Annotated in this window: 19 protein-coding genes and 1 pseudogene; 15 read left to right on the top strand and 5 right to left on the bottom strand. The window is 50.2% G+C overall.

The window, feature by feature from the left end; genetic code table 11:
* Both RSC70_RS18825 and RSC70_RS18820 read left to right on the top strand, forming a co-directional pair.
* Positions 1-1,610 (top strand): RHS repeat-associated core domain-containing protein (locus RSC70_RS18825; RefSeq protein ID WP_332543159.1); only part of this gene is annotated, 1,610 nt, incomplete at its 5' end.
* Position 1,611: 1 nt separating this feature from the next.
* Positions 1,612-2,022, top strand: coding sequence for a type IV secretion protein Rhs (locus tag RSC70_RS18820; RefSeq protein ID WP_304185958.1), 411 nt, complete (start codon positions 1,612-1,614; stop codon positions 2,020-2,022).
* Positions 2,023-2,653: 631 nt separating this feature from the next.
* Here the strand turns inward: RSC70_RS18820 and mazG are convergent.
* Positions 2,654-3,446: pseudogene (mazG, locus tag RSC70_RS18815) on the bottom strand (nucleoside triphosphate pyrophosphohydrolase).
* Between the two features lie 71 nt (positions 3,447-3,517).
* Positions 3,518-5,590, bottom strand: coding sequence for a phenylacetic acid degradation bifunctional protein PaaZ (gene paaZ, locus RSC70_RS18810; protein WP_332543158.1), 2,073 nt, complete (start codon positions 5,588-5,590; stop codon positions 3,518-3,520).
* Positions 5,591-5,909: 319 nt separating this feature from the next.
* Here paaZ and paaA point away from each other — a divergent pair, with 319 nt between their 5' ends.
* The 13 genes from paaA to paaY all read left to right on the top strand — a co-directional run bounded on the left by paaA (position 5,910) and on the right by paaY (position 17,399).
* Positions 5,910-6,854: a 1,2-phenylacetyl-CoA epoxidase subunit PaaA gene (gene paaA, locus RSC70_RS18805; protein WP_304185956.1), complete on the top strand. Its 945-nt coding sequence runs from the start codon at positions 5,910-5,912 to the stop codon at positions 6,852-6,854.
* Between the two features lie 14 nt (positions 6,855-6,868).
* Positions 6,869-7,156 carry a 1,2-phenylacetyl-CoA epoxidase subunit PaaB gene (gene paaB, locus RSC70_RS18800; protein ID WP_040046836.1) on the top strand — a complete coding sequence of 96 codons (288 nt, stop codon included), beginning with the start codon at positions 6,869-6,871 and terminating at the stop codon, positions 7,154-7,156.
* A gap of 8 nt (positions 7,157-7,164) precedes the next feature.
* Positions 7,165-7,938 (top strand): 1,2-phenylacetyl-CoA epoxidase subunit PaaC, encoded by a 774-nt coding sequence (gene paaC, locus RSC70_RS18795; RefSeq protein ID WP_332543157.1) that lies wholly within the window; start codon positions 7,165-7,167, stop codon positions 7,936-7,938.
* Between the two features lie 27 nt (positions 7,939-7,965).
* The gene (gene paaD, locus RSC70_RS18790) at positions 7,966-8,475 is read left to right on the top strand and encodes a 1,2-phenylacetyl-CoA epoxidase subunit PaaD (protein WP_332543156.1); all 510 of its coding nucleotides are present in this window, start codon (positions 7,966-7,968) and stop codon (positions 8,473-8,475) included.
* 15 nt (positions 8,476-8,490) lie between these two features.
* Entirely contained in the window at positions 8,491-9,549 is a 1,059-nt protein-coding gene (paaE, locus tag RSC70_RS18785) for a 1,2-phenylacetyl-CoA epoxidase subunit PaaE (RefSeq protein ID WP_332543155.1), read from the top strand.
* Between the two features lie 9 nt (positions 9,550-9,558).
* On the top strand, positions 9,559-10,332 hold the full coding sequence (gene paaF / locus RSC70_RS18780) for a 2,3-dehydroadipyl-CoA hydratase PaaF (protein ID WP_332543154.1): 774 nt from the start codon (positions 9,559-9,561) through the stop codon (positions 10,330-10,332).
* Positions 10,333-10,336: 4 nt separating this feature from the next.
* Positions 10,337-11,137: a 2-(1,2-epoxy-1,2-dihydrophenyl)acetyl-CoA isomerase PaaG gene (gene paaG, locus RSC70_RS18775; RefSeq protein ID WP_278807952.1), complete on the top strand. Its 801-nt coding sequence runs from the start codon at positions 10,337-10,339 to the stop codon at positions 11,135-11,137.
* Positions 11,138-11,139: 2 nt separating this feature from the next.
* Positions 11,140-12,684 carry a 3-hydroxyacyl-CoA dehydrogenase gene (locus tag RSC70_RS18770; protein WP_332543160.1) on the top strand — a complete coding sequence of 515 codons (1,545 nt, stop codon included), beginning with the start codon at positions 11,140-11,142 and terminating at the stop codon, positions 12,682-12,684.
* The gene (paaI, locus tag RSC70_RS18765) at positions 12,684-13,133 is read left to right on the top strand and encodes a hydroxyphenylacetyl-CoA thioesterase PaaI (protein WP_332543153.1); all 450 of its coding nucleotides are present in this window, start codon (positions 12,684-12,686) and stop codon (positions 13,131-13,133) included. The genes RSC70_RS18770 and paaI overlap by 1 nt, the downstream gene beginning before the upstream one ends.
* The gene (gene pcaF / locus RSC70_RS18760; protein WP_130999447.1) at positions 13,130-14,335 is read left to right on the top strand and encodes a 3-oxoadipyl-CoA thiolase; all 1,206 of its coding nucleotides are present in this window, start codon (positions 13,130-13,132) and stop codon (positions 14,333-14,335) included. The genes paaI and pcaF overlap by 4 nt, the downstream gene beginning before the upstream one ends.
* A gap of 81 nt (positions 14,336-14,416) precedes the next feature.
* On the top strand, positions 14,417-15,721 hold the full coding sequence (gene paaK, locus RSC70_RS18755) for a phenylacetate--CoA ligase PaaK (protein ID WP_040046827.1): 1,305 nt from the start codon (positions 14,417-14,419) through the stop codon (positions 15,719-15,721).
* 127 nt (positions 15,722-15,848) lie between these two features.
* Positions 15,849-16,790 carry a phenylacetic acid degradation operon negative regulatory protein PaaX gene (paaX, locus tag RSC70_RS18750; protein WP_103009117.1) on the top strand — a complete coding sequence of 314 codons (942 nt, stop codon included), beginning with the start codon at positions 15,849-15,851 and terminating at the stop codon, positions 16,788-16,790.
* A gap of 12 nt (positions 16,791-16,802) precedes the next feature.
* Positions 16,803-17,399, top strand: coding sequence for a phenylacetic acid degradation protein PaaY (paaY, locus tag RSC70_RS18745; protein ID WP_234619819.1), 597 nt, complete (start codon positions 16,803-16,805; stop codon positions 17,397-17,399).
* Between the two features lie 136 nt (positions 17,400-17,535).
* Here the strand turns inward: paaY and RSC70_RS18740 are convergent, their stop codons facing one another.
* The 3 genes from RSC70_RS18740 to relA all read right to left on the bottom strand — a co-directional run bounded on the left by RSC70_RS18740 (position 17,536) and on the right by relA (position 23,752).
* Positions 17,536-20,118 (bottom strand): bifunctional diguanylate cyclase/phosphodiesterase, encoded by a 2,583-nt coding sequence (locus tag RSC70_RS18740; RefSeq protein WP_332543152.1) that lies wholly within the window; start codon positions 20,116-20,118, stop codon positions 17,536-17,538.
* Between the two features lie 12 nt (positions 20,119-20,130).
* Complete coding sequence (locus RSC70_RS18735) at positions 20,131-21,156, bottom strand: GGDEF domain-containing protein (RefSeq protein ID WP_304185947.1); 1,026 nt, start codon at positions 21,154-21,156, stop codon at positions 20,131-20,133.
* 352 nt (positions 21,157-21,508) lie between these two features.
* Positions 21,509-23,752, bottom strand: a complete 2,244-nt coding sequence (relA, locus tag RSC70_RS18730; RefSeq protein WP_332543151.1) for a GTP diphosphokinase — start codon at positions 23,750-23,752, stop codon at positions 21,509-21,511.
* Positions 23,753-23,755: the final 3 nt, after the last annotated feature.

The raw sequence follows: 23,755 nt of genomic DNA, 5'->3' as shown, positions 1-23,755 counted from the left end.
GGAGCGTGCTGGAAACGAGCTATACCGAGGCCGGGCGGCTGCACAGCCTGACGCTCAGCACCCCCAACGCCGACCCGCGCACACTGGAATATCGCTACACGCCGCGTGGCCAATTGAGCGATATCGTCAGCCCGTTCGCGTCACAGCACTATGAGTATGACGGCACCGGCCGCCTCATCCATGAGCGCAGCGCCCACCGCAGCGCAGACTATCACCTTGACCTTGCGGGTAACCGACTCATCAACCGTTACATGCCCGAGGCCTTTATGGCCGACATGCGCCATCCGGGTAATCGCCTGAGCGAAGATGCGCATTTTCATTATCAATACGATGCCCAAGGCAACCTCAGCCAAAAAATCAGCAAACGCGACGCGGGCGAAGTCCATCACTATCGCTACGACCGCAGTCATCGGCTCGTCAGCTACCTCTGTTATCAGGACGGCGAAGCCCTGCGCGGCGGCCGCTACTGCTACGACCCGCTGGGGCGGCGCATCGGCAAACAGGTCATGCAGCGCAACCAGCCCAAACACATCAGCTGGTTTGGCTGGGACGGCGACAAACTGGTGCTCACCGAACGCGATGGCACCCGCATTCACACGGTCTATTTGCCCCGCAGCTTTGTGCCCCTGCTGCGTTTTGAAGGTGACAAGCCTCCAATAATCACCCCGCTGGCCGACAAACTTGAGCAGGAAGTGGGTATCGCGCTGCCGCCCGATTTCAAGCAAACCCTGCACCACATCGAGCAGGCGCTGCGCGCCAACCGCCTCAGCACAGAACAACACGCGTGGCTCAATCAGGTTCAGCTCAGCCCTGACTATCTGGAAAACCTGCTCGACCCGCTGCCGGATACGCCCTACGCCGCTCAGCTGTATGACTGCAACCACCTCGGCACGCCGCTGCAGCTCATCAACCTCAACGGCCACATCGACTGGTCCATCACGCTGGACGCCTGGGGCAATGCGCTCAGTGAAGAGAATCCGCATCAGCTGCACCAGCCAATCAGAATGCAGGGGCAGCAATACGATGAAGAGTCAGGCCTACACTTCAACCGCCATCGGTATTACGATCCGACGATAGGGCGGTATATTACTCAGGATCCGATTGAACTAGAGGGGGGAACGAATTTTTATCGGTATACAGTGAATCCTTTGCAACAGGTCGACCCATTGGGGTTATATAATTTATATGACTTATTTATTGAACAATGGAAAGATAACGTAGAGGGGACATCATCCACTGATATAAGTGGGGCTATTGACATTGTTTCAATTGGAGGCAGTGCTGGCGCCGGTATTGCTTTTGGTAAAAAGAAAGGTGAGTTAATATCTGACATTTGCGGCTATTTAACGGCATGCGGACACGCAGGCATAGGTGGGGGGCTATCCGCAGCAATTACAGAAACAACTACTAGTTCACAACCATCCACAGGTCTGAGCAATTCAGCGGGTATTTTTGGCAGTGGCGCTTTTCTCGGGAAGTTTGGCGTTGCAATACAGACTGATATGGATAATCCAGAGCTAGCGTCAACATCAGGAAGCGTAGGAATTGGGGCTGGAGCCTTTGCAGGAACACTAGTTTGTTATACAGCACAATTTTGTTTGGAAAATTAAGATGAAAACATTTATACGTCACCTCTATATTATTATAATTATTTTTACATCTTGTGCTTGCTCACCTATAAATGATGAAATGGCACAAAACGGCGTACGTGAATTCCATGACATGTATCAACAAAAAAATTACGCTGAAATATATTCAAAAACATCGAGTTCTTTTAAAAGCGCAACAACAGAAAGTGAATTCATCAACCTCCTAACTACTGCCAACAATAAAAATTTAGGAAAGTTAAAATCATCACATATAAAAGTTAAGAAAAAAATACATCACATCATCGGAAATAATGAAGTAGTGCTAGTATATCTATCTGAATTCTCCAATAGAATTGTATATGAAACATTTCTTTTTGAAGATGTTAAAGGGACGATGGAGTTAAAGGGATATAACTATGAATCCTTGAATTAACGCACTATTCGTCCCGATGATTTACCCGCTCATGATAGCGTAAACTTTGTGCTATCATTATAAGAAACAGTATCATTTCACTAACTCACGCTATATGGTGTACACTAAATGCGAGCAGGTAATGATTTGCGAATTTAATCTGCCATATAGGTTATTAACAAATTGACGTAATCGATATATCTAGTTCAAGTGTAAACTTTAGGTATTTTGTATTCTAATTCCCCAGTGTCATCAAGAGAAAATTATCTACTTGCTTACGCATGGTTTGCTACTGCCTCTGCCAATGGTCTGAAAGAAGCCAGAGGCAATCAGGATAAAATAGCAATAAACATGTCCAATCAAGAGATTGATAAAGCACAAAAACTAGCCAGCAAGTTCGTTGAAAAATATCATTCACCTGTAGTTGAAGACGATACATACAAATCAAAATCAGAATGTAAATACCCTTAGACAATTAATATTTCAAGAAGAAAAAAGTACAGATAAAATAAACTACCACAGTAAATAAAAATAACAAAAAACATTATTAACACAAAATAATCAGGATTATTAAAATAAATTTATTAATTATAAGTAATGAAAAGGAGACGAACACTGAATATCCCCCCTCCTCTACACTTCGCTGTCGATATTATTTAGCTTCAGCCTTTTTCACCTGCTGCCAATGCGCTTCCATTTCATCAAGCGTGGCTTCCTCCATGGTTTTTCCGGAGGCGCGCACTGCATCTTCCACTGCGCGGAAGCGGCGTTCAAATTTGCGGTTAGCCGCTTGTAGAGCATTTTCGGCTTTATGACCTAAGTGACGCGATAAATTCACCGTTGCAAAGAGCAGATCGCCAATTTCTTCGCCTAGCTTTTCCTCATCAACAACTGCCTGCTGCGCCTCATCCATCACTTCGTCGATCTCCTCATACACCTTGCCTAATACGGGGCCAAGCGTATCCCAATCGAATCCTACTGCCGCACAGCGTTTCTGGATTTTATAGGCCTTCATCAACGCAGGTAGCGCATTCGGAATATCGTCCATCGATGAGCTGAGATCTTTTTCAGCGCGCTCCTGCGCCTTACGCTGCTCCCAGCGAGCTAGCGATGCTTCGGCGCTTTCCGAGTGTTCGGCAGCAAAAACATGCGGATGGCGGCGTTCTAACTTATCGCTGATGGCGTTACACACATCATCAAAGTTAAACAGCCCTTGTTCCTGTCCCATCTGCGCGTAGAACACCACTTGAAATAACAGGTCGCCCAACTCTTCGCGTAAGTCACTGAAATCTTCACGCTGAATCGCGTCAAGCACCTCATAAGTTTCTTCCAGCGTATAGGGCGATCGTGGCGAAAGTCTGCTTCTGATCCCACGGGCAGCCGCGTTCTGGGTCGCGCAGGGTTTGCATGATGGTCAGCAGGCGTTGCATTGGGGAGGAAGTCATAGTGCAGCTCTCAGGTATAAAAAATAACCGCCGCAGAATGCGGCGGTTTCTGTGCTGACTATCTTACGGATTTAAGCGGCAGGGATAAAGTCACCGTTTTGGCGAGCTACCAGCGTCAGGATGCTATACAACGCCACCGGTTGCTGATGCTGGTTTAGCACCTGCACATCCCACACCACCACGCCATGCGGTTTATCTTCGGCGGTTTTCTGAGCTTTTTTGATTTTTTTCTTACAGGTTAAGCGAACCTGAATGGTATCGCCGATTTTTACCGGTTCGATAAAGCGCAGATTTTCCATGCCGTAGTTAGCAATCACCGGTCCTACGCCCGGATCGACAAACAAGCCTGCCGCCGCTGACACTACAAAATAACCATGCGCTACGCGCTCACCAAATAGAGATTCTGCCGCGCCAATCTTATCCATATGGGCATAGAAATGATCGCCGCTTAGGCAGCCAAAATTCACAATATCCGCTTCCGTGATCGTACGACGTGCGGTCAACAAGCTTTCACCAATCGCCAGCTGTTCAAAATATTTTCGGAATGGATGGACCTGCTCTTCCACCACGTCTGCGCCACGCACCCATTCGCGGCCAATCGCCGCCAGCATCGTTGGACTTCCCTGAATCGCGGTGCGCTGCATGTAGTGTTTTACCGCGCGTAAGCCACCCAGCTCTTCGCCACCACCGGCTCGCCCTGGGCCACCATGTACCAGCATGGGCAACGGCGAACCATGGCCGGTTGATTCTACAGCCGCATGGCGATCCAAAATCAGCATACGCCCATGAGCGCACGCCGTTGCGCGGATCACTTTCGCCGCAATCTGCTCATCCGCAGTCACCAACGACCCTGCTAAACTCCCCTGCCCCAGCAACGCTAATTCAACGGCTTGCTCTGCGTTTTGATACGGCATCAGCGTCGCAACGGGTCCGAATGCTTCAGTGCCATGCACGGCCTGATGCGTGAAAGGGTCGGCACAGTAAAGTAGCGTCGGAGGATAAAATGCACCGTTTTCAGCACCGCTTCCGGTTAATTGCAGCGCCGAAAGCGAGCCACCGCACAAAGGCTCACAGCCGTTACGCAGCAGATAATCAACTTTTTGCTGCACGTCATCACGCTGCTCAAGGTTGACTAATGCGCCCATACGCACCTCTGGATGCGCTGGGTCGCCCACCGTGACACCACTTAGGCGTTTAAGCAAAGCTTGCTGAACGGCGTCCATTTGCGCTGCGGGCACAATCACACGACGAATAGCGGTACACTTTTGCCCCGCTTTCGTGGTCATTTCTCGCACCACTTCTTTAATGAAAATCGCGAATTCAGGCATCTCTGGCGTGACATCTTCGCCTAAAATGCAGCAATTGAGCGAGTCGGCCTCCATGGTAAAAGCGATGGATTTTTGTAATAAGCGTGGATGTGAACGCAGCTTCTGGCCGGTTTGGGCAGAACCGGTGAAAGTCACCGCATCCTGATAGTCTAAGTGCCCAAAGATATCGCCGACGCCGCCGCAGATAAGCTGCAACGCGCCTTCAGGCACCAATCCACTCTCAATAATCAGTTTAACCATCGCCTGAGTGAGCTGCGCTGACGCCGTTGCCGGTTTGATAATCGCAGGCATTCCCGCCAGCCACGTTGGTGCCAGTTTTTCCAGCATTCCCCAGCAAGGGAAGTTAAACGCGTTGATGTGCAGCGCAACGCCGGGGCGGGACGTTATGACGTGGCGAGCGGCAAACTGTGATTGCTTGGAAAGAGGAATTAATTCGTCTTCGGGCCAAAGGGTATCGTCAGGAAGCTCGCGTCCAGCCAAACCTGCATAGGCAAACAACGTCGCAATACCACCTTCAATATCCACCCAACCATCACCACGCGTGGCTCCGGTTTCGGCCGAGATCTGATACAGCGATTCTTTGTGAGCCAGCAGGTGCTTGGCTACCGCTTTCATCATTTGCGCTCGCTGTTGGAACGTCATCGCAGCCAACGCTTTGCCACCGTGCTGGCGTGCATAGTCCAAGCATTCTGCCAACGGTAAGCCATCAGAACACACCTGATACAGCGCTTCACCGCTCACGGCGTGGTGGATCGCTCGCTCTTTGCCCTGCCCATATGCCCAGACACCTGAAATATAACTGGTTAACTGCTGCATCCTACCCTCCAAGCTTCACTTTATGACTAAGTATTTACTCAAGGTGTATCACATTATTTTAGTTACTCGCCACTCATTAATTTAACAAAATAGAAACACATCGCATTTTAAAAAAGAACTCATTGAGATAGATAAACCTTTACAAGTAATCAATTCATTGTTTTTAAACAATTAAAAATAAAACCCTGTGACCTGTACGACAAATGCGCACAATAGGCGTTTGATCTTTTTGTTATCAGGATGTAGCTTTTGAGTTATTGAAAGTGATTCACAATTTAAATTAAAACATAAAATATTCGAATCATTAAGTGAGGAAGCAATGACCCAAAACGCTCAACATCAGGCGCTCTTCGAGGCAAAAATTGCCGCAGATACGTCGATAGAAGCCAAAGACTGGATGCCTGATGCCTATCGGCAAAACCTTATCCGTCAAATTGGCCAGCATGCGCATTCAGAAGTCATCGGGATGCTGCCAGAAGCCAACTGGATCACTCGAGCACCCAGCCTACGCCGCAAAGCCGTGCTGCTGGCAAAAGTGCAGGATGAAGCAGGACATGGTTTATATCTGTACAGCGCTGCGGAAACGCTGGGTTGTACACGCCAAGACATCTACCAAAAGATGCTCGACGGCAAAATGAAATACTCCTCCATCTTCAATTACCCCACACCGAGCTGGGCTGACGTTGGCGTCATCGGCTGGTTGGTTGACGGTGCCGCTATCGTTAACCAAGTGGCTTTGTGCCGAGCCTCCTACGGCCCCTACGCTCGCGCCATGATCAAAGTTTGTAAGGAAGAAAGCTTCCATCAGCGTCAGGGCTATGAGGCCGTTACGGTGCTGGCCAACGGCACGGCCGAGCAACGCGCCATGCTGCAAGACTCCATCAACCGTTTCTGGTGGCCGGTGCTGATGATGTTCGGCCCTAATGACAGCGACTCACCACACAGCGCGCAAAGCATGGCTTGGAAAATCAAACGCCATAGCAATGACGAGCTGCGCCAGAAATTTGTTGATAACACGGTGCCGCAGTTAGAAGCGCTTGGCATGACTGCGCCTGACCAAGATTTAGTATGGGACGAAGCCACCGGACATTACCGCTTTGGCGAAATCGACTGGAGCGAGTTTTATCAAGTTCTCAAAGGCCAAGGCCTCTGCAACCACGAGCGCCTGAGTGCTAAACGCCGCGCTTGGGAAGAAGGCAGTTGGGTACGTGATGCCGCAATGGCACACGCAGAAAAATCTGCCACCAACGCCACCGCGGCATAAACAAGGAAATCCAAATGACTCAAGCACACTGGCCACTTTACGAAGTTTTTGTTCGGAGCAAACAAGGATTAGCCCACCGCCACGTTGGCAGCCTTCATGCCGCAGACGATCAAATGGCGTTGGAAAACGCGCGCGATGCTTACACTCGCCGCAACGAAGGCTGTTCAATCTGGGTGGTGAAATCGGAGCATTTAGTGGCATCACAGCCGGAAGATCGCGCCGCATTCTTTGATCCGTCAGACGATAAGGTCTATCGCCATCCGACGTTTTACACCATTCCTGACGGCATCAAGAACATGTGAGACAGCTGATGACAACGTTAAATCAAGACCTCATCCAATACGTACTGCGTCAAGCCGATACGCCGCTCATATTAGCCCAGCGCATTTGCGCATGGTGCGGCCATGCGCCTGAGCTAGAAATCGATCTCGCACTCTCAAACATCGGGCTAGATCTGCTCGGGCAGGCACGCAACTTCTACAGCTATGCCGCCGAATTATCCGGTGAGCTATCCGGTGAGAATATCGACGAAGATAGCTTGGCATTTGGGCGCGACGATCTGGCGTTCTGCAATCTGCTTTTAGCTGAACAGCCGAACGGCGGCTTTAACGACACCTTGGTGCGCCAGTTTTTCCTCGATACCTATCATTTTCTGCTGCATCAAGGCTTAAGCCAAAGCAGCGATCCACAGCTGGCCGCTATCGGTGCTAAATCACTGAAAGAGGCTGAATACCACCTACGTTTCAGCCGTGGCTGGATGATCCGCCTTGGTGACGGCACCGAACTGAGCCAGAAAAAAATGCAGCAGGCGATCAACGATCTGTGGCGTTTTACCGGCGAACTATTCCACAGCGATGACGTAGAACGTCGTCTCGCTGAGCAAGGCATTGCCGTCAATCCTGAAAGCCTTAAGGCTCCGTGGCTGCAAATCGTGCAGCAAGTTCTGCAAGACGCCACGTTACAGCTTCCTGAAGAAGAGGCCTACCGCCACGGCGGAAAACAAGGCAAACACACGGAACATCTTGGATTCATGCTGGCTGAAATGCAGTTTCTACAGCGCGCTTATCCGGGCTGTCGCTGGTAACGCTGCAACGGGGAACAGGAGAAGATCATGGAACAACGTCAACCACTCAATAGCCTGTTAACGCCAGAGATCCATCAGATCTGGCAATGCCTGCATGAGATTAGCGATCCTGAATTGCCGGTACTTTCTATCACCGATCTTGGCATGGTACGCGGCGTTGCCCCTCTGACAAACGGCTGGCTGGTCACGTTTACCCCCACCTACTCCGGCTGCCCTGCAACGGAGTTTCTCATCGACGCGATTCAAACCACGCTAACCGACGCTGGCTTTTCCCCGATCAAAGTCGAAATCCGGCTCAGTCCGGCATGGACAACCGACTGGATGAATGCCGAAGCCAAAAAGCGCCTGCGTGAATACGGCGTTGCGCCTCCGCAAGGACTGGCCTGTGAAAAGCCGCTTTCCTCCGGCGCGGTGCAGTGCCCGCAATGCGGCAGCCATGAAACTCAGAAGATCAGCGAATTTGGCTCCACCGCCTGTAAAGCGTTGTACCGCTGCAAGCAGTGTCTTGAGCCTTTCGATTACTTCAAATGCATTTAAGAGGTCGCGAAAAAAATGACCGTATTTCACCGTTTAAGTATTGCCGCCATTGAGCGGGAAACCTCAGAGGCCGTAGCGATTACGCTGCGAGTACCTGACGAGTTAAAAGCGCATTACCGTTATAAGCCGGGGCAGTATCTCACGCTCAAGGCCAACGTTAATGGCGAAGAGCTGCGCCGTTGCTACTCCATTTGCAGCTCGCCGCAGGATGGCGTGCTACAGATTGGCGTGAAAGCTATCCATCAAGGGCGCTTTTCCTCTTTCATCAATCAGCAGCTTAACGTAGGCGATGCGCTAGAAGTGATGTTGCCACAGGGGCGCTTTGGCTATCAGCCTACCAGCGAACGCCAAGGCAACTATCTGGCTATCGCGGCAGGTTCGGGCATCACCCCAATGCTCTCGATCATTAAAACCACGCTGCTTCTCGAGCCGAAAAGTGAATTCACCCTGATTTACGGTAACCGCACCAGCCGCTCCATCATGTTTAAAGAAGCGCTGTGCGATCTAAAAAACCGCTTCCCGCAGCGTTTGCAAATTCTCTATTTGTTTAGCCAAGAAAGCTTGGACAGCCCGCTGCTTAATGGCCGTATCGACAGCGAACGTTTAAGCCTGATGGGCAAATCACTGCTGGACTTCACCACGTTCGATCAAGCGTTTATCTGCGGCCCTGAAAGTATGATGGACGACGTCAACACCACGCTCGAAGCCGCGGGAATGGCGGCGGAAAATATTCACAGTGAACGCTTCAATACCGCCGGTGTCAGCGTGCGCCCTGCGAATATGACCGAGCGAGAGCAAACCATGGTGGAAATCCAGTTGGATGGCCGCCGCGTGAATATCGCCATGAGCGCACAGGATGACAGCATTCTGGACGCGGCGCTGCGCCAAGGTGCCGATTTACCCTATGCCTGCAAAGGCGGCGTATGCGCTACCTGCAAATGCAAACTCAAATCTGGCGAAGTAGAAATGGGGGTCAATTACAGCCTAGAACCCGATCAGCTCGCAGCCGGTTATATCCTCAGTTGCCAGTCGTGGCCGAAAGGCGACGGCGTAGTGCTCGACTTCGACGTCTAAGGAAATCCCATGAGCAACGACTGGATTTTACGCCACCAGCAACAGCGGGTTTTAACCCTAACGCTTAATCGCCCTGATGCACGTAACGCCCTGAGCACCGCCTGTTTAGAGTTGTTAGTCAGTCATTTAGAAAACGCCGATAGCGATGACAGCATTGGCGCCGTGGTGATCACCGGCTCCTCGCGCTGCTTTGCCGCCGGAGCCGATTTACGCGAGCTCCAGCAACAAAAAGTGGCAGATGCCATTATCGACCGCCGTCCACAGGTATGGCAGCGCTTCAATGCCATCAGCAAACCGATTATCGCCGCCGTCAATGGCTACGCGCTTGGTGCTGGCTGCGAGCTAGCGCTGGCCTGCGACATCGTGGTGAGCGGCGAAAATGCGCGCTTCGGATTGCCTGAAATCACCCTAGGGTTGATGCCCGGAGCCGGAGGCACCCAACGTTTACTGCGCAACGTCGGGAAATCTCTCGCCTCCCAGATGGTGCTGACCGGTGAGCCGATTAACGCGCAGCAGGCGCGAGATGCTCAGCTCATCAGTGAAATCTGCGTTACCGAACTGACGCTGGAACGCGCCCAGCAAATTGCCACGCGCATTAGCCAGCAATCGCCGCTCGCGCTGCGTGCGGCGAAATCGGCGCTTAAGGCTGCGCAGGAAACCACGCTTTCACAGGGATTAAATCTGGAGCGCCAGCATTTTGTCTCATTAGCAGGGACTGACGATCGCGCAGAAGGCATCGCCGCCTTTTTTGAAAAACGTTCACCTGAATTTAAAGGACGCTAATCCTATGACTTCCTCTGATGAAAACATGGTACTTACTCACATTGAGGCTGGCGTTCTAACTATCACGCTCAATCGCCCCGACCGTTTAAACAGCTTCAATGACGAAATGCACCGCCAGCTTAGCGAAGCATTAAACATCGCCGAACGCGATGAGGCCGTACGCTGCGTTCTGTTCACCGGCGCAGGACGTGGTTTCTGTGCAGGACAAGATCTGAACGATCGCAACGTCAGCGTTGAGCAAGCGGCTCCCGACCTAGGGCTGTCCGTTGAGCGTTTCTATAATCCGCTGATCCGCCGTATGACCGCCCTGCCAAAACCGATCGTTTGCGCAGTTAACGGCGTTGCCGCCGGTGCCGGTGCCGCTATTGCTTTAGCGTGTGACATTGTGATCGCCAGCGCTAACGCCAGCTTTATTCAATCATTTTGCCGTTTAGGTCTGGTGCCAGACTCCGGCGGCAGCTGGTTCTTACCTCGCTTAGCCGGTCATGCACGTGCCATGGGAATGGCGCTGTTGGGCGATAAGATCAGCGCTCAGCAGGCGTTGGAATGGGGCATGATCTGGCAGGTTGTTGAACCTGAAATGCTCGCAGCACGCACACAAGAACTCGCTCAGCATCTCGCGACCCAGCCAACCTATGGTTTGGGATTAATTAAAAAAGCGATGTACAGCGCCGCCACCAACACGCTCGATCAACAGTTGGATCTCGAACGGGATCTGCAACGCCTCGGTGGCCGTAGCGAAGACTATCGCGAAGGTGTGAGCGCGTTCTTCCAGAAACGCCAGCCTGAATTTAAGGGGAAATAATGATGCCTTCTCCTTTGCTACAAGGCTCTATTGGCGTGATTGGCGCGGGGACAATGGGCATTGGTATTGCTCAGGTTGCCGCCAGCGCAGGACATAGCGTCATGCTTTTTGACGTTAACGCCGAAGCCTCATCGCGTGCGTTAAGCGCTTTACATCAACGCCTGCAACAGCGCGTGGACGCAGGTAAAGCAGATGCTCATACCACTCAACAGCTTTTAACGCGGATTCAAATTGCTACTGCGCTCACCGAGCTGGCGCCTTGCACTTTAGTGATCGAAGCCATTGCCGAGCGCCTCGAGATCAAACAAAGCCTGTTTCGCGATCTGGAAGCCATTTGTTCACCGCAAACATTGTTTGCCAGCAACACCTCTTCGCTATCAATTACCGCCATTGCCAGCGCCCTGAAACACCCGCAGCGTATGGCTGGATTGCATTTTTTCAATCCCGCGCCGGTGATGAAGCTGGTCGAAATTGTACGAGGTTTAGAAACCGATGCAGATACGCTCAATGCGCTGCGAGAACTGGCCGTGGCATGGAAAAAACAGCCTGTGGTTTGTCGTTCGACGCCTGGTTTTATCGTTAACCGCGTTGCCCGTCCTTTCTATGCGGAAACCCTACGTGCGTTAGAAGAGCAGATAGCGACACCGGCCACGCTAGATGCCGTGTTGCGCGATGCGGGCGGCTTTGCGATGGGGCCGTTGCAGCTAACCGATTTAATTGGCCACGACGTGAACTATGCGGTAACGGAATCGGTGTTTCATGCCTTCGGCTCTGATCCTCGCTTTCAGCCCTCGCTGGTGCAGAAAGAGCTGGTAGAAGCTGGGCATTTAGGGCGTAAAAGTGGTCGTGGTTTTTATCGCTACCAGAGCGATATTCAACCTATTCCCCCTGAGTTTGCACCGATTGAAACTGGCGCAATGCCGCAACGAATTAGCGCTCACGGGCGCTGGTCGGCGCTGCCTGAATTTGCTGCGCTTTTGCAACAAAATGGGATCGCGATTGAAGAACACAAAGAGAGTACCGAATCGTCTCCTTTTTTGCGCCTCGATGAAGTTACATTTATGTTAACAAATGGTAAATTATCATCACAAGCCGCTGCAGAAACGAGAACGCCCGTGGTTCAGTTCGATCTTTCAGTGAATCATCAACAGGCTTCGGCCATCGCTATTAGCGCGGCCAGCGTTAATAGCGCAGCGCAAACGGCGTTAGTCATTCGCTTCCTACAATCCTTAGGCAAAAACGTCATTGTTCTTCCTGATTATCCCGCGTTGTTAACCCTTCGCACGGTTGCCATGTTGTGCAACGAGGCGCTCGACGTGGTGAACAAAGGGATCGCCAGCGCCGAAGATATCGATTTGGCGATGCGTCTGGGAGTGAATTATCCCGCAGGCCCATTAGCCTGGGGTACCCAGCTTGGCTGGCAGCATATTCTCACCACGCTCGAAAACCTTAATCACTTCTATGCCGACACCCGCTATCGCCCAGCGCCGCTATTGCGCCAACTGGCGGCTGGCTACGTTTCGCTTGCTACTCAGGAGCCTCATTGATGAACGCCACATCGCCGACTCATCTAGCACAACGCTGCGCCGAGCAGATGTTTGCTCAAGATACCTGCGCACAGTCTATGGGGATGACCATCGACCGTGTTGATAGCGGTTTCGCTCAGGTCAGTATGACTATCGCCCCTAACATGCTTAACGGGCACCAAACCTGTCACGGCGGGCAACTTTTTAGCCTCGCCGATACTGCGTTTGCCTATGCCTGCAACAACCAAGGATTAGCCGCCGTGGCTTCTGGCTGTTCCATTGATTTTATCCGCCCCGGATTTAGCGGCGATCGTTTAACTGCCTGCGCAGAAGTGCGCCATCAGGGCAAGAAAACCGGTCTATACGACGTTGAGATCACAAACCAAGATGGCAAAACCGTCGCGTGGTTTCGTGGCCGTGCGCACCGTCTTGGTCATTCCCTTTTAGAACAGCAAGGAGAGCAGCCATGAATCACGCTTTTATCTGCGACGGCGTTCGCACCCCCATTGGCCGCTATGCCGGTGCGTTAGCCAGTCTGCGCGCCGATGATTTGGCCGCTATTCCATTGCAAGCCTTGATCGCCCGTTATCCCGCGTTGGACTGGGAGCGCGTCGATGACGTGATCCTTGGCTGCGCCAATCAGGCTGGAGAAGACAACCGTAACGTAGCTCGTATGGCAGCGTTATTGGCTGGATTACCACAAACTGTGTCCGGTACTACCATCAATCGCCTGTGCGGCTCTGGTTTAGATGCGCTGGCCTTTGCTGCTCGCAGCATTAAAGCCGGTGACGCTCAGCTGATGTTGGCCGGAGGCGCGGAATCTATGACGCGTGCTCCGCTGGTGATGGGCAAAGCCGACAGCGCCTTCAGCCGTCAGGCACAAATATTCGATACCACTATCGGCTGGCGCTTTGTTAATCCGCTCATGCAGGGATCTTTTGGCACCGACTCCATGCCAGAAACCGCCGAAAACGTGGCCGCTCAGTTCAATATCAGCCGCGCCGATCAGGATGCCTTTGCACTGCGCAGCCAACAGCGTACCGCGAAAGCGCAGGCTTCAGGCGTGTTAGGGCAAGAAATTGTTCCGGTAGTTTTGAAAGGAAAAAAAGGAGCGGAAATCCGCGTGACACAGGATGAACATCCTCGTCCAGAAACCACGCTGGAGCAATTGCAAAACCTGAAAACGCCCTTCCGCATGCCGGGCAGCGTGACAGCCGGAAATGCCTCAGGGGTTAACGACGGTGCTGCCGCGCTGATCGTTGCATCTGAGGCACTGGCTATCGCTCAAGGACTGACACCAAGAGCGCGCATTGTCGCCACCGCCACTTGCGGCGTTGAACCACGCATTATGGGGATCGGCCCGCTTCCAGCAACGCGTAAAGTGCTGGAACTGGCCGGTTTAAGTCTGAACCAAATGGACGTCATTGAGCTTAACGAAGCCTTTGCGGCGCAGTCCCTGGCCGTGATGCGTCAGCTTGGCCTTCCTGACGATGCCGAACACGTGAACCCAAACGGCGGAGCCATAGCACTCGGTCATCCGCTTGGCATGAGCGGTGCACGTTTGGCCTTGGCAGCCACCTTTGAACTGGAACGGCGCGGCGGGCGCTACGCACTTTGCACCATGTGCATCGGCGTAGGGCAAGGCATCGCCATGATTATCGAGCGTGTCTGATCCCTCTGCCTCTGTCCCTACAAACCAGAGCCTGTGAGCGCGATTCAAATACTAAGAAAAATATTATCAGGAATGGCAAACATGACTAAGACATTACCGCACATTGACCCGATTGAATTCGCCTCATGTGATGAAATTCAGGCATTGCAGCTAGAGCGTATGAAGTGGACGCTGCATCACGCTTATAACAACGTGCCGATGTACAAGCGCAAATTCGATGCGGCTGGCGTTCATCCTGATGACTTTAAGCAACTGAGCGACATTGCGAAATTCCCCTACACCACGAAGCAAGACCTGCGCGATAACTATCCTTTCGATACCTTCGCGGTGCCGATGGAACAAGTGGTTCGCGTACATGCGTCGTCGGGAACGACCGGTCGCCCTACGGTAGTCGGTTATACCCAACAGGATATCGATAACTGGGCGGATATTGTAGCCCGCTGTTTGCGTTCCGCGGGAGCGACGGCCAAAGACAAAATTCATGTAGCCTACGGCTACGGGTTATTCACTGGGGGTTTAGGCGCGCATTACGGCGCTGAGCGACTCGGTGCAACCGTCATCCCGATGTCCGGCGGGCAAACGGAAAAACAGGCGCAGTTAATCCTCGACTTCAAACCCGATGTCATCATGGTCACGCCTTCTTATTGCCTGACGCTGATTGACGAGCTCGAGCGCAAAATGGGCGGCGATGCCCGCGGGTGTTCACTGCGCTTGGGCGTATTCGGCGCAGAGCCTTGGACTGATTCTCTACGTAGCGAAATCGAAACCCGTATGGGGATCAAAGCGCTAGATATTTATGGTCTGTCTGAAGTGATGGGCCCTGGTGTGGCGATGGAGTGCGCCGAATATGCCGACGGTCCAACTATCTGGGAAGATCATTTCTACCCTGAGATCATTCATCCCGATAGCTGCCAAGTGCTGCCAGACGGTGAAGCAGGAGAGTTGGTTTTCACCACGCTAACCAAAGAGGCGATGCCGGTGATCCGCTATCGTACCCGCGATCTTACCCGCTTGTTGCCGGGATCGGCACGCAATATGCGTCGCATGGATAAGATCACCGGTCGATCCGACGATATGTTGATTATTCGCGGCGTAAACGTGTTCCCTTCTCAGCTTGAAGAACAGATTATGAAGTTCCGCGAGCTGTCGCCGCACTACCAGTTGGAAGTCACGCGCAAAGGTAATTTAGATAACCTGTCGGTCAAAGTTGAACTGAAAGAACCTAACGTTCTCAACCACGACCAGCGCTGTGATATCTGCCACCAGCTGCGCCACCATATTAAATCGATGGTCGGCGTGAGCACTCAGGTCAGCATCGTCAACTGCGGTGATATTCCGCGCTCAGAGGGTAAAGCCGTTCGCGTGGTGGATTGTCGGGGACGGTAACCAATCCCCACCCTAACCCTCCCCTTATCAGGGGAGGGAACCATTCCGCGCTGTTTGGAAGATCCCACAACTTTTCATCCGGTTATGCTACTGTGATGACACACTAAAAACTGACCGGTAAAGAATAATGGAACACAAAATTGACGACTTTATTCGTCATGCGCTGGATGCCCAGCCGATCAGCGGTACGTCACTGATTATCTCTTTGTATGGCGATGCACTCAGCCATCGTGGCGGTGAGGTTTGGTTAGGTAGCCTAAGCGCGCTGCTTGAGCCGCTTGGTTTTGGCGATCGTTTTGTCCGCACCTCCATTTTTCGGCTGCAAAAAGAGGGATGGCTGGACGTCATAAAATTAGGCCGTCGCAGCTATTATCGCGTCACAGAGCGCGGCATGAATCAGTTTCGTCATGCAGAAAGCAAAATCTATCTCAGCGAACAGCCAGAATGGGATGGGCAGTGGGATTTGTTGTTGCTCGAAATGGCGAGTAAAGCAGAGCGAGTCCGATTGAAAAAAGCGCTCAGTTGGCTTGGTTTTGGTCAAATGAACAGTTCGCTGATGGCTGCTCCCGCACGGGAACAGAACGATGTTCCTGCCATGCTAAGCGAGCTGAACGCCAGCGAATCAGTTATCTATTTCCGCGCTGACTATCCTTATAACCGCTCAGAACAGAGCTTGAAAGAGCTGGTTTCCACCAGTTGGTCCCTGAATGAAGTCGCGGAGTATTATCATGAGTTTATCGCATCGTTTCGCCCACTCATGACGCTGCTACGAGATACACCAGAAGAAGAGCTCACTCCTGAGCGCTGCTTTCAGCTGCGTTTGCTGTTGATCCACTACTATCGCCGCGTGGTTTTGAAAGATCCGCTATTACCCGATGCGCTCTTGCCGAACCAGTGGGAAGGACAGATCGCCCGTAACCTGTGTATCAATATTTACCAGCGCATCGATCATGCCGCCACGCGCTATGTGAGTGAAAAAACAGAAACCACCATCGGTGAACTCCCCCAGCCAGCGGTCGCCTATTATCGCCGCTTTGGCGGATTACCCCGTGAAAGCCTTACACATTAAGGAGACTTAACGATGCCCGTGTATCAGATTGATGGCTTAATCCCCGTAGTCGACAGCAGCAGTTTCGTTCACCCTACCGCGGTTTTAATTGGCGATGTGATTATCGGCAAACGCGTATATATCGGGCCTAACGCCAGCTTGCGCGGCGACTTTGGCCGTATCGTGGTGCAAGATGGCGCGAACATTCAAGATAACTGTGTCATGCATGGATTCCCACAACAGGACACCGTGGTGGAAATCGATGGGCATATCGGCCACGGCGCAATTCTGCACGGCTGCCGCATTCGTCGTAATGCGCTCGTTGGCATGAATGCCGTAGTGATGGATGGCGCAGACATCGGTGAAAACACTATTATTGGCGCAGCAGCTTTTGTGAAAGCCGCCGCAAAATTTGACGCAAATAAGCTGGTGGTTGGCAGCCCCGCCCGCGTGATACGCGAGCTCAGCGAACAAGAATTGAGTTGGAAACGCGCAGGCACCCGCGAATATCAAGAGTTGGTTATCCGCTGCAAAGAAACGCTGCGAGAAGTTGAACCGTTGCGTGAAGAGGAAGCAGACCGCAAGCGGCTGAGTTTTAACGATGATATTGTACCAAAGGGGCAGATTTGAGATTGACTCAGTATCAACATAATGACGGTGGAAGGTTTCGTTCGCCTATCCTATTGGAGTTCTTAGCGTCCGAAACCCGTCACCTGAGCCAATAAAACATTTAATCTCACGGCTTTGACACATCGTCTGGCGAGGATTAGGGTAAGACCTTCCCGATATCAGGCCACTCGCTGAGCGGCATCGGCCGAGCAAAGTAATACCCCTGTGCTTTTTGGCAGCCCATTGCCTGTAGTTTGTCAGCAACTTCCGCAGTTTCAACCCCTTCGGCCACCAATGGAACACTAAAACCGTGGGAAAGTCGGATCACCGCCGACACGATTGATTCATTGCGGCTATCGGTAAGAACATCGCTAACGAAATCTTTATCGATTTTTAAGGTATCAAACTCAAGCTTATGCAGATAAGAGAGACTTGAGAAACCTGACCCAAAATCATCAATAGCAACAGAAATACCTCCACGGCGGATAGTGCTAATAGTTTCCATCAAGATTTCGGTTTCTTTCATCATGCTCGTTTCAGTAATTTCAATCGAGATGTTGTGCGGCGTAATATTATGCCGAGCCAGCGTAGCAAAAAGACTGTGCGCAAAATCTTGCTGCATGAGCTGTACCAGTGAAATATTCACGTGCAATTTAAAGTCGCTTGGCCATTCGCCGCTAGAAAGTTTTTCACTCAGTTGCATACAGGCGTTATCTAAAACCCACGCTCCGAGAGGAACAATAAAGCCCGTATCTTCCGCCAGAGGAATAAAGTGATCGGGTCCCACCATGCCAAGTTCTGCATTACGCCAACGAATTAAGCATTCCGCGCCGGTAATATTACGCGTAGTCAAATTCACAATCGGTTGGAATACCAAGAAGAACTCGTTCAACGCTAGCGCACTTTTTAGATGGCGCAGCATATTAATATTGAGGATTTCCTCGGCGCGAATATCTGAGTGATACAGCATGCTGTAACCGTTGCCTTTGCTGCAGGCAAATTTGAGCGCAATATAAGCATCCATAATACTGTCATTGAGCGTGCTCGGATTGATAACGTCATGCACAAAGCCAGTATTTCCCGCATATACCTGCCCGTCTGCATCATGCTCTACATCTAATCCTCTGAAGAAACGCTCAAATTTATGTTGCTCTGCTAAGCAGAAATCCTGCGTTTTTACGCCCGGATAGCAAATAATAAACCGCTCTTCGGCATCCCGCGCAAGCCATGTCCCAGCTGGCAAAATTGCCTGTAAGTCTTGAATAAAGCGTGAAACAAAATCTCTGCCGTAGCTACGTCCTAAACTGCTGGTGATAGCATTAAAATTGCTTAAAGCGACAATCGCGAGCAATCCAATCGTATAACCACCCTGCTCTTCATGGCATTCTCGGAACTTACCCAGCAATCCTCTGCGAGTCAGCAGCTTAGTGTCTTCATCAATGTTGAGCTGATTTTCTAGCTTTAGGAACATGCCTTCTAACTCATCCGACATTTGTGCAAAGGCGGTATTCAGCACCCTAATTTCAGAAAATTGCGCCTGATGATTAAGGCTTGGTTTCCATTTTCGGCGGGCAATCATCGGCGCTTGTCGCGCAATATCTAATATCGGGTTCGTTACCATCGAGAGTAATTTCACCGCGATCAATGAACCCAGTGCAAATATAATGACCGAAAGGATAATAGTAATAATACGATTACTCAGTAAGTCGCCGGTTAAGTCATCCTGAGCTGACAGCACCACAATCCGCCATCCCGGTAAATTAAGATCGTTTCCAACCGGCATTACCTTACCAAAGTACATGGAACTACCGGATTGAATACGCTCCACTTCGCTAGGGTTATTTTGCAGGATCTTAACCGTCGATTTTATTAACGGATCGGTGCTGTCCATGACCGAAACCAGCCCACCACCGTCCTGATCGGCAATGCCAAATGAGAGATCAGAAATAAGATAATCATCTTTAGAAGACGCAATGATCTGATTAGAACCGTTAACAATAAAAATGACGTTGTTTTCATTTTTTGTCAGTTCCATCAGGTAGCGACTAAATCGGCTTAAACGCAGATCGCTTGAGATAACGCCAATGTAGCGATTTTTTTTGTCATAAACGGGAGAGCTAAAAGAGATGCTGATGCCGCTATCTGAGTTGAAGTCTCGATAGGCTTTGGTCCATGAGGATTGTTTACTTTGATCAACATAACGGAACCAAGGTCGTTGGCTAACGTCGTAGTTTTCAATGCTTTCTCGTGGTTTTTCATCCTGAGAAAGACCATTGTAGTAATTCAGCCGACCCTGTGTGACACGCGACTTCAGGATGAGGTATTCTTTATCCGTAATGTTATTCCGACCGACGCCGATATAGTGACCATCCCTCGTACCAAGCGCCACCATGCTTAAATACTTGTCACCCGAAAAAATTCGTCCCATGGTTTGCAGCAAAATTTCTTTTATAAACGGCATTTGATCGCTGGTTTCACTAAAATCCATGGCTTTCAGTGACGTGGCTACGGCGGCATTCGACTGCTTGGGCACATTGATATAGTGCTCCAGCATGCTTTTTACCGTTTCCCCTTTAGACGTGATGACCTTTTCACTCATCCGATTCAGCGCATGGTTCTCTTGCTGAAACTGGAGATAAAGAATAAAGATGACAATAAACGTGGTAAAAAACACGAATACCGACAGAACAATCGTCTTGAGAGAGTAGCTCTCTATAAATGCCAATTTATTTTTTTTCATACGAACTAGTGCTCAGAAGGTGAACTGTTTCTTACCGCGACTCTTCGACTCGTATAAGTTAACATCTGCCAGTTTCATTGTCGTGGAAATATCATTATCAAACTTCGCGACACCAATTGAAACGGTCATTTTTGCCGTCACGCTCTCAGAAATATAGAGTTTCTCATCATTGATATCATGCAAAATTTGCTCAGTAACATGCTTGGCATCCTGCAAGGTGGCATTAAACAAAAAGACCACAAACTCATCGCCTCCCATGCGAACAACAATGTCACTCGCCTTGATATTACCCTGCATAATCTTCGTACATTTGTACAAAGCTTCATCACCAATATCATGACCATAGCTATCATTGATTTGTTTGAAGTGGTCGATATCGATAGCAAGAACATAGTCTAAATCAGCACGTTTTTTAATCTTAGGAATATATCGGCGATTATAGGCTTTGGTCAAAAAATCCATATAGTAGTCTTTATTCATCTTATCAAAGATATCTATATAGTAGAGTCCATGTAGCGTGCGGATAACGGCAATAAGAAAGGGGATTAAGATCAGCAGTATTAACTGCCAATGAAACGTATATTTTATTTCCTCTAACGACTCTTCAATAATCGCTCTAAAGTTTTGGGTATTCGACGGTAATACCGTGGTCCCCGAATCACCATGCCTAGCATTGATAACTCGGTTAAATAATTCGTTTGACGCCGTTTCTTCAATTTCTTTTAACCCCTTAGGAATTGAAAAGCTGTGTAGCAAATTAATATAGTTTGAATAACTCCACTGCAAAGCTTGTAATTGGCTGTCTTTGAGCCGCTCGTTCGTTTTTCGATTATCTATATTATAAAACGTAGACGCGGAGAGAGAGAGAAAGTCGCTGCGGGCACTGGAAAGTTTAAGCAAAAATTCCATCTGCTTAACGGTTGTTTCAGTTTTGTAATAAAAAAGTGTAAAACAGGCTGCACTGATAACGAACAACATTACCGTTATTACGTCCTGACGCTGGCTTAGCAACCGGAAAAAAAGATTATTTGAGCTCATAAGCCAAACCAGAATTTTCTCATGAGTAGATTATTCTCTTTAGGATTATTGTCTAAAAGACACAACTGAGGGCGCATACTCAGTGAATATTTTCTTGATAATAAGTCAGATGTAAATAATTATCCAGAGATGCATCGTGAGACTCATAAAATGAGCACCATCATGAAACAAAAATCATGATTGATAACGAGAAAGAAAACGGTAACAGGCTGATAAATAGAAACTAAAAATATAAATCAAAATTAGATTACATATTAATAGTTAAACCTAATTTAATAGGATTTTTATTAAAAATAGAATTATCTTAATATAAATAGAGGTGACGAATAGCGTCACCTCTATTTATAGCTAGTTATTTTTCTGCTTTTCCACCGTGCAAGCGGCGTGCATCAATAACATCCGGCAACTGATTTAACTTCGCCAGTACACGTCCAAGCACCTGCAGGTTATAGATCTCGATATCCATATCAATCGTTGCCAACTGTTTTTTGGTATCGCTACGGCTGGCAACGCCCAGCACGTTAACCTTCTCATTGGCGAGAATGGTGGTGATATCACGTAACAGACCACTACGATCGTTAGCCATCACGCGAACCACCAGCGAATAGCCACTGGAGTAGCTTTCGCCCCATACCGCGTCAATGATACGTTCAGGCGCATGGGAGCGTAATTCATTCAGCTGATCGCAATCAGAGCGATGGATTGAAATACCGCGCCCTTGAGTGATAAAGCCGATAATTTCATCCCCAGGGATCGGCTGGCAGCAACGTGCAATGTGGTGCATTAAATTACCAACACCTTCCACCACAACGCGTCCGCTGCTCTTATCACTACGTGACTGAGATTGGCCTTTTTGCGTGAGCTGTTTTAGCGCTTCCCGATCGGCTTCTTCCGCACTTGGCTTATTCGTTTTGCCCTGTAGGAAGTTAACCATTTGGTTAACGCGAATATCGCCGCCGCCTATCGCCGCCAGAACCTCATCCATTGAGTTGACGTTATAACGCGGGATCAGCAGCTTCTCAGCCTCTTTCAGGCTTATATCCAAACGCTCAAGCTCATCGTCTAGAATTTGGCGACCAGCAAGGATATTTTTGTCCTTATCTTGCTTGCGGAACCAGTTATGGATTTTGGCGCGTCCACGGCTGGTTGTCACATAACCAAGGTTCGGGTTCAGCCAGTCGCGGCTTGGGTTTGGCTGCTTCTGGGTGATAATTTCAACCTGATCGCCCATCTGTAGCTGATAGGTGAACGGCACGATGCGGCCACCAATTTTGGCACCGATGCAGCGATGACCGACGTCGCTGTGAATGTGGTAGGCAAAATCAAGCGGCGTTGAGCCCGCGGGGAGATCTACGACGTCGCCTTTTGGCGTAAACACATAAACACGATCGTCAAATACCTGGCTGCGTACCTCATCCAGCATCTCGCCGGAATCCGCCATCTCTTCTTGCCACGCAATCAGTTTACGCAGCCATGCAATTCGGCCTTCGTAGCCAGAACGACCCGCCGCCTGCGGCCCCTCTTTGTATTTCCAGTGCGCCGCAACGCCCAGCTCGGCATCTTCATGCATCTGGCGTGTACGGATCTGAATCTCTAGCGTTTTACCGCGCGGGCCTAAAACGACGGTATGAATCGACTGATAGCCATTAGGTTTCGGGTTAGCCACATAGTCGTCAAATTCATTAGGCAAATGACGATAGTGAGTGTGCACTATCCCCAGTGCCGCATAACAGTCCTGCAAGCGCTCAACCACGATGCGTACAGCGCGCACATCAAATAGCTCATCAAACGCCAACGCCTTTTTCTGCATTTTGCGCCAGATGCTGTAGATGTGTTTTGGTCGGCCATAAATTTCGGCTTTGACACCTTCTTTGGCCATTTCCTTGCGCAGCGCTTCAACAAAATCGTCAATGAACTGTTCACGATCGATACGGCGTTCATGCAGTAGCTTGGCAATCTTTTTATATTCATCGGGATGCAGGTAACGGAAGCAGAAATCTTCTAGCTCCCACTTTAGCTGTCCAATACCCAGACGATTTGCCAACGGCGCATAGATGTTGAAACACTCTTTGGCCGCTAATACGCGTTCTTCTTCCGGCGCATCTTTGACTTCGCGTAGATGAGCAATACGCTCAGCCAGCTTTATCACCACGCAACGGAAATCTTCCACCATCGCCAGCAGCATGCGGCGGATATTATCCACCTGCTCGGAGGCGCCGGAGTCATTTTGGGTGGCTTTTAACGCGCGGATAGCATCCATTTCCAGCACGCCATGTACCAGATTGGTGATCTCTTTACCAAAATCTTCTTCGACGGTTCCACGGTCGATGACCTTGGCTTCCACCAGCGGAAACAGCAGCGCGGTGCGCATACTGTCGTTGTCCATGCTGAGCGTGGAGAGAATTTCCACCATTTCAACGCCGCGCCACAGTAACAATGCTGCGTCAGGATGGTTAAGTGTTTTTTGCTGACAATAACGCCAAGTTGCAGAGAGACGCTCACACGACTGCTGGTTCGACAGATTCAGGCTCTTCACCCACTCATCGAGGGCAAATTCACCAGCCGTATTTAAATGGGCACTTCTTACCGCAACCATATC

Source organism: Hafnia sp., assembly GCF_036648275.1.
GTDB classification, from domain to species: domain Bacteria; phylum Pseudomonadota; class Gammaproteobacteria; order Enterobacterales; family Enterobacteriaceae; genus Hafnia; species Hafnia alvei.
The sequence above is the reverse complement of the archived record's forward strand: the minus strand, read 5'-3'. Positions and strand labels throughout refer to the sequence as shown.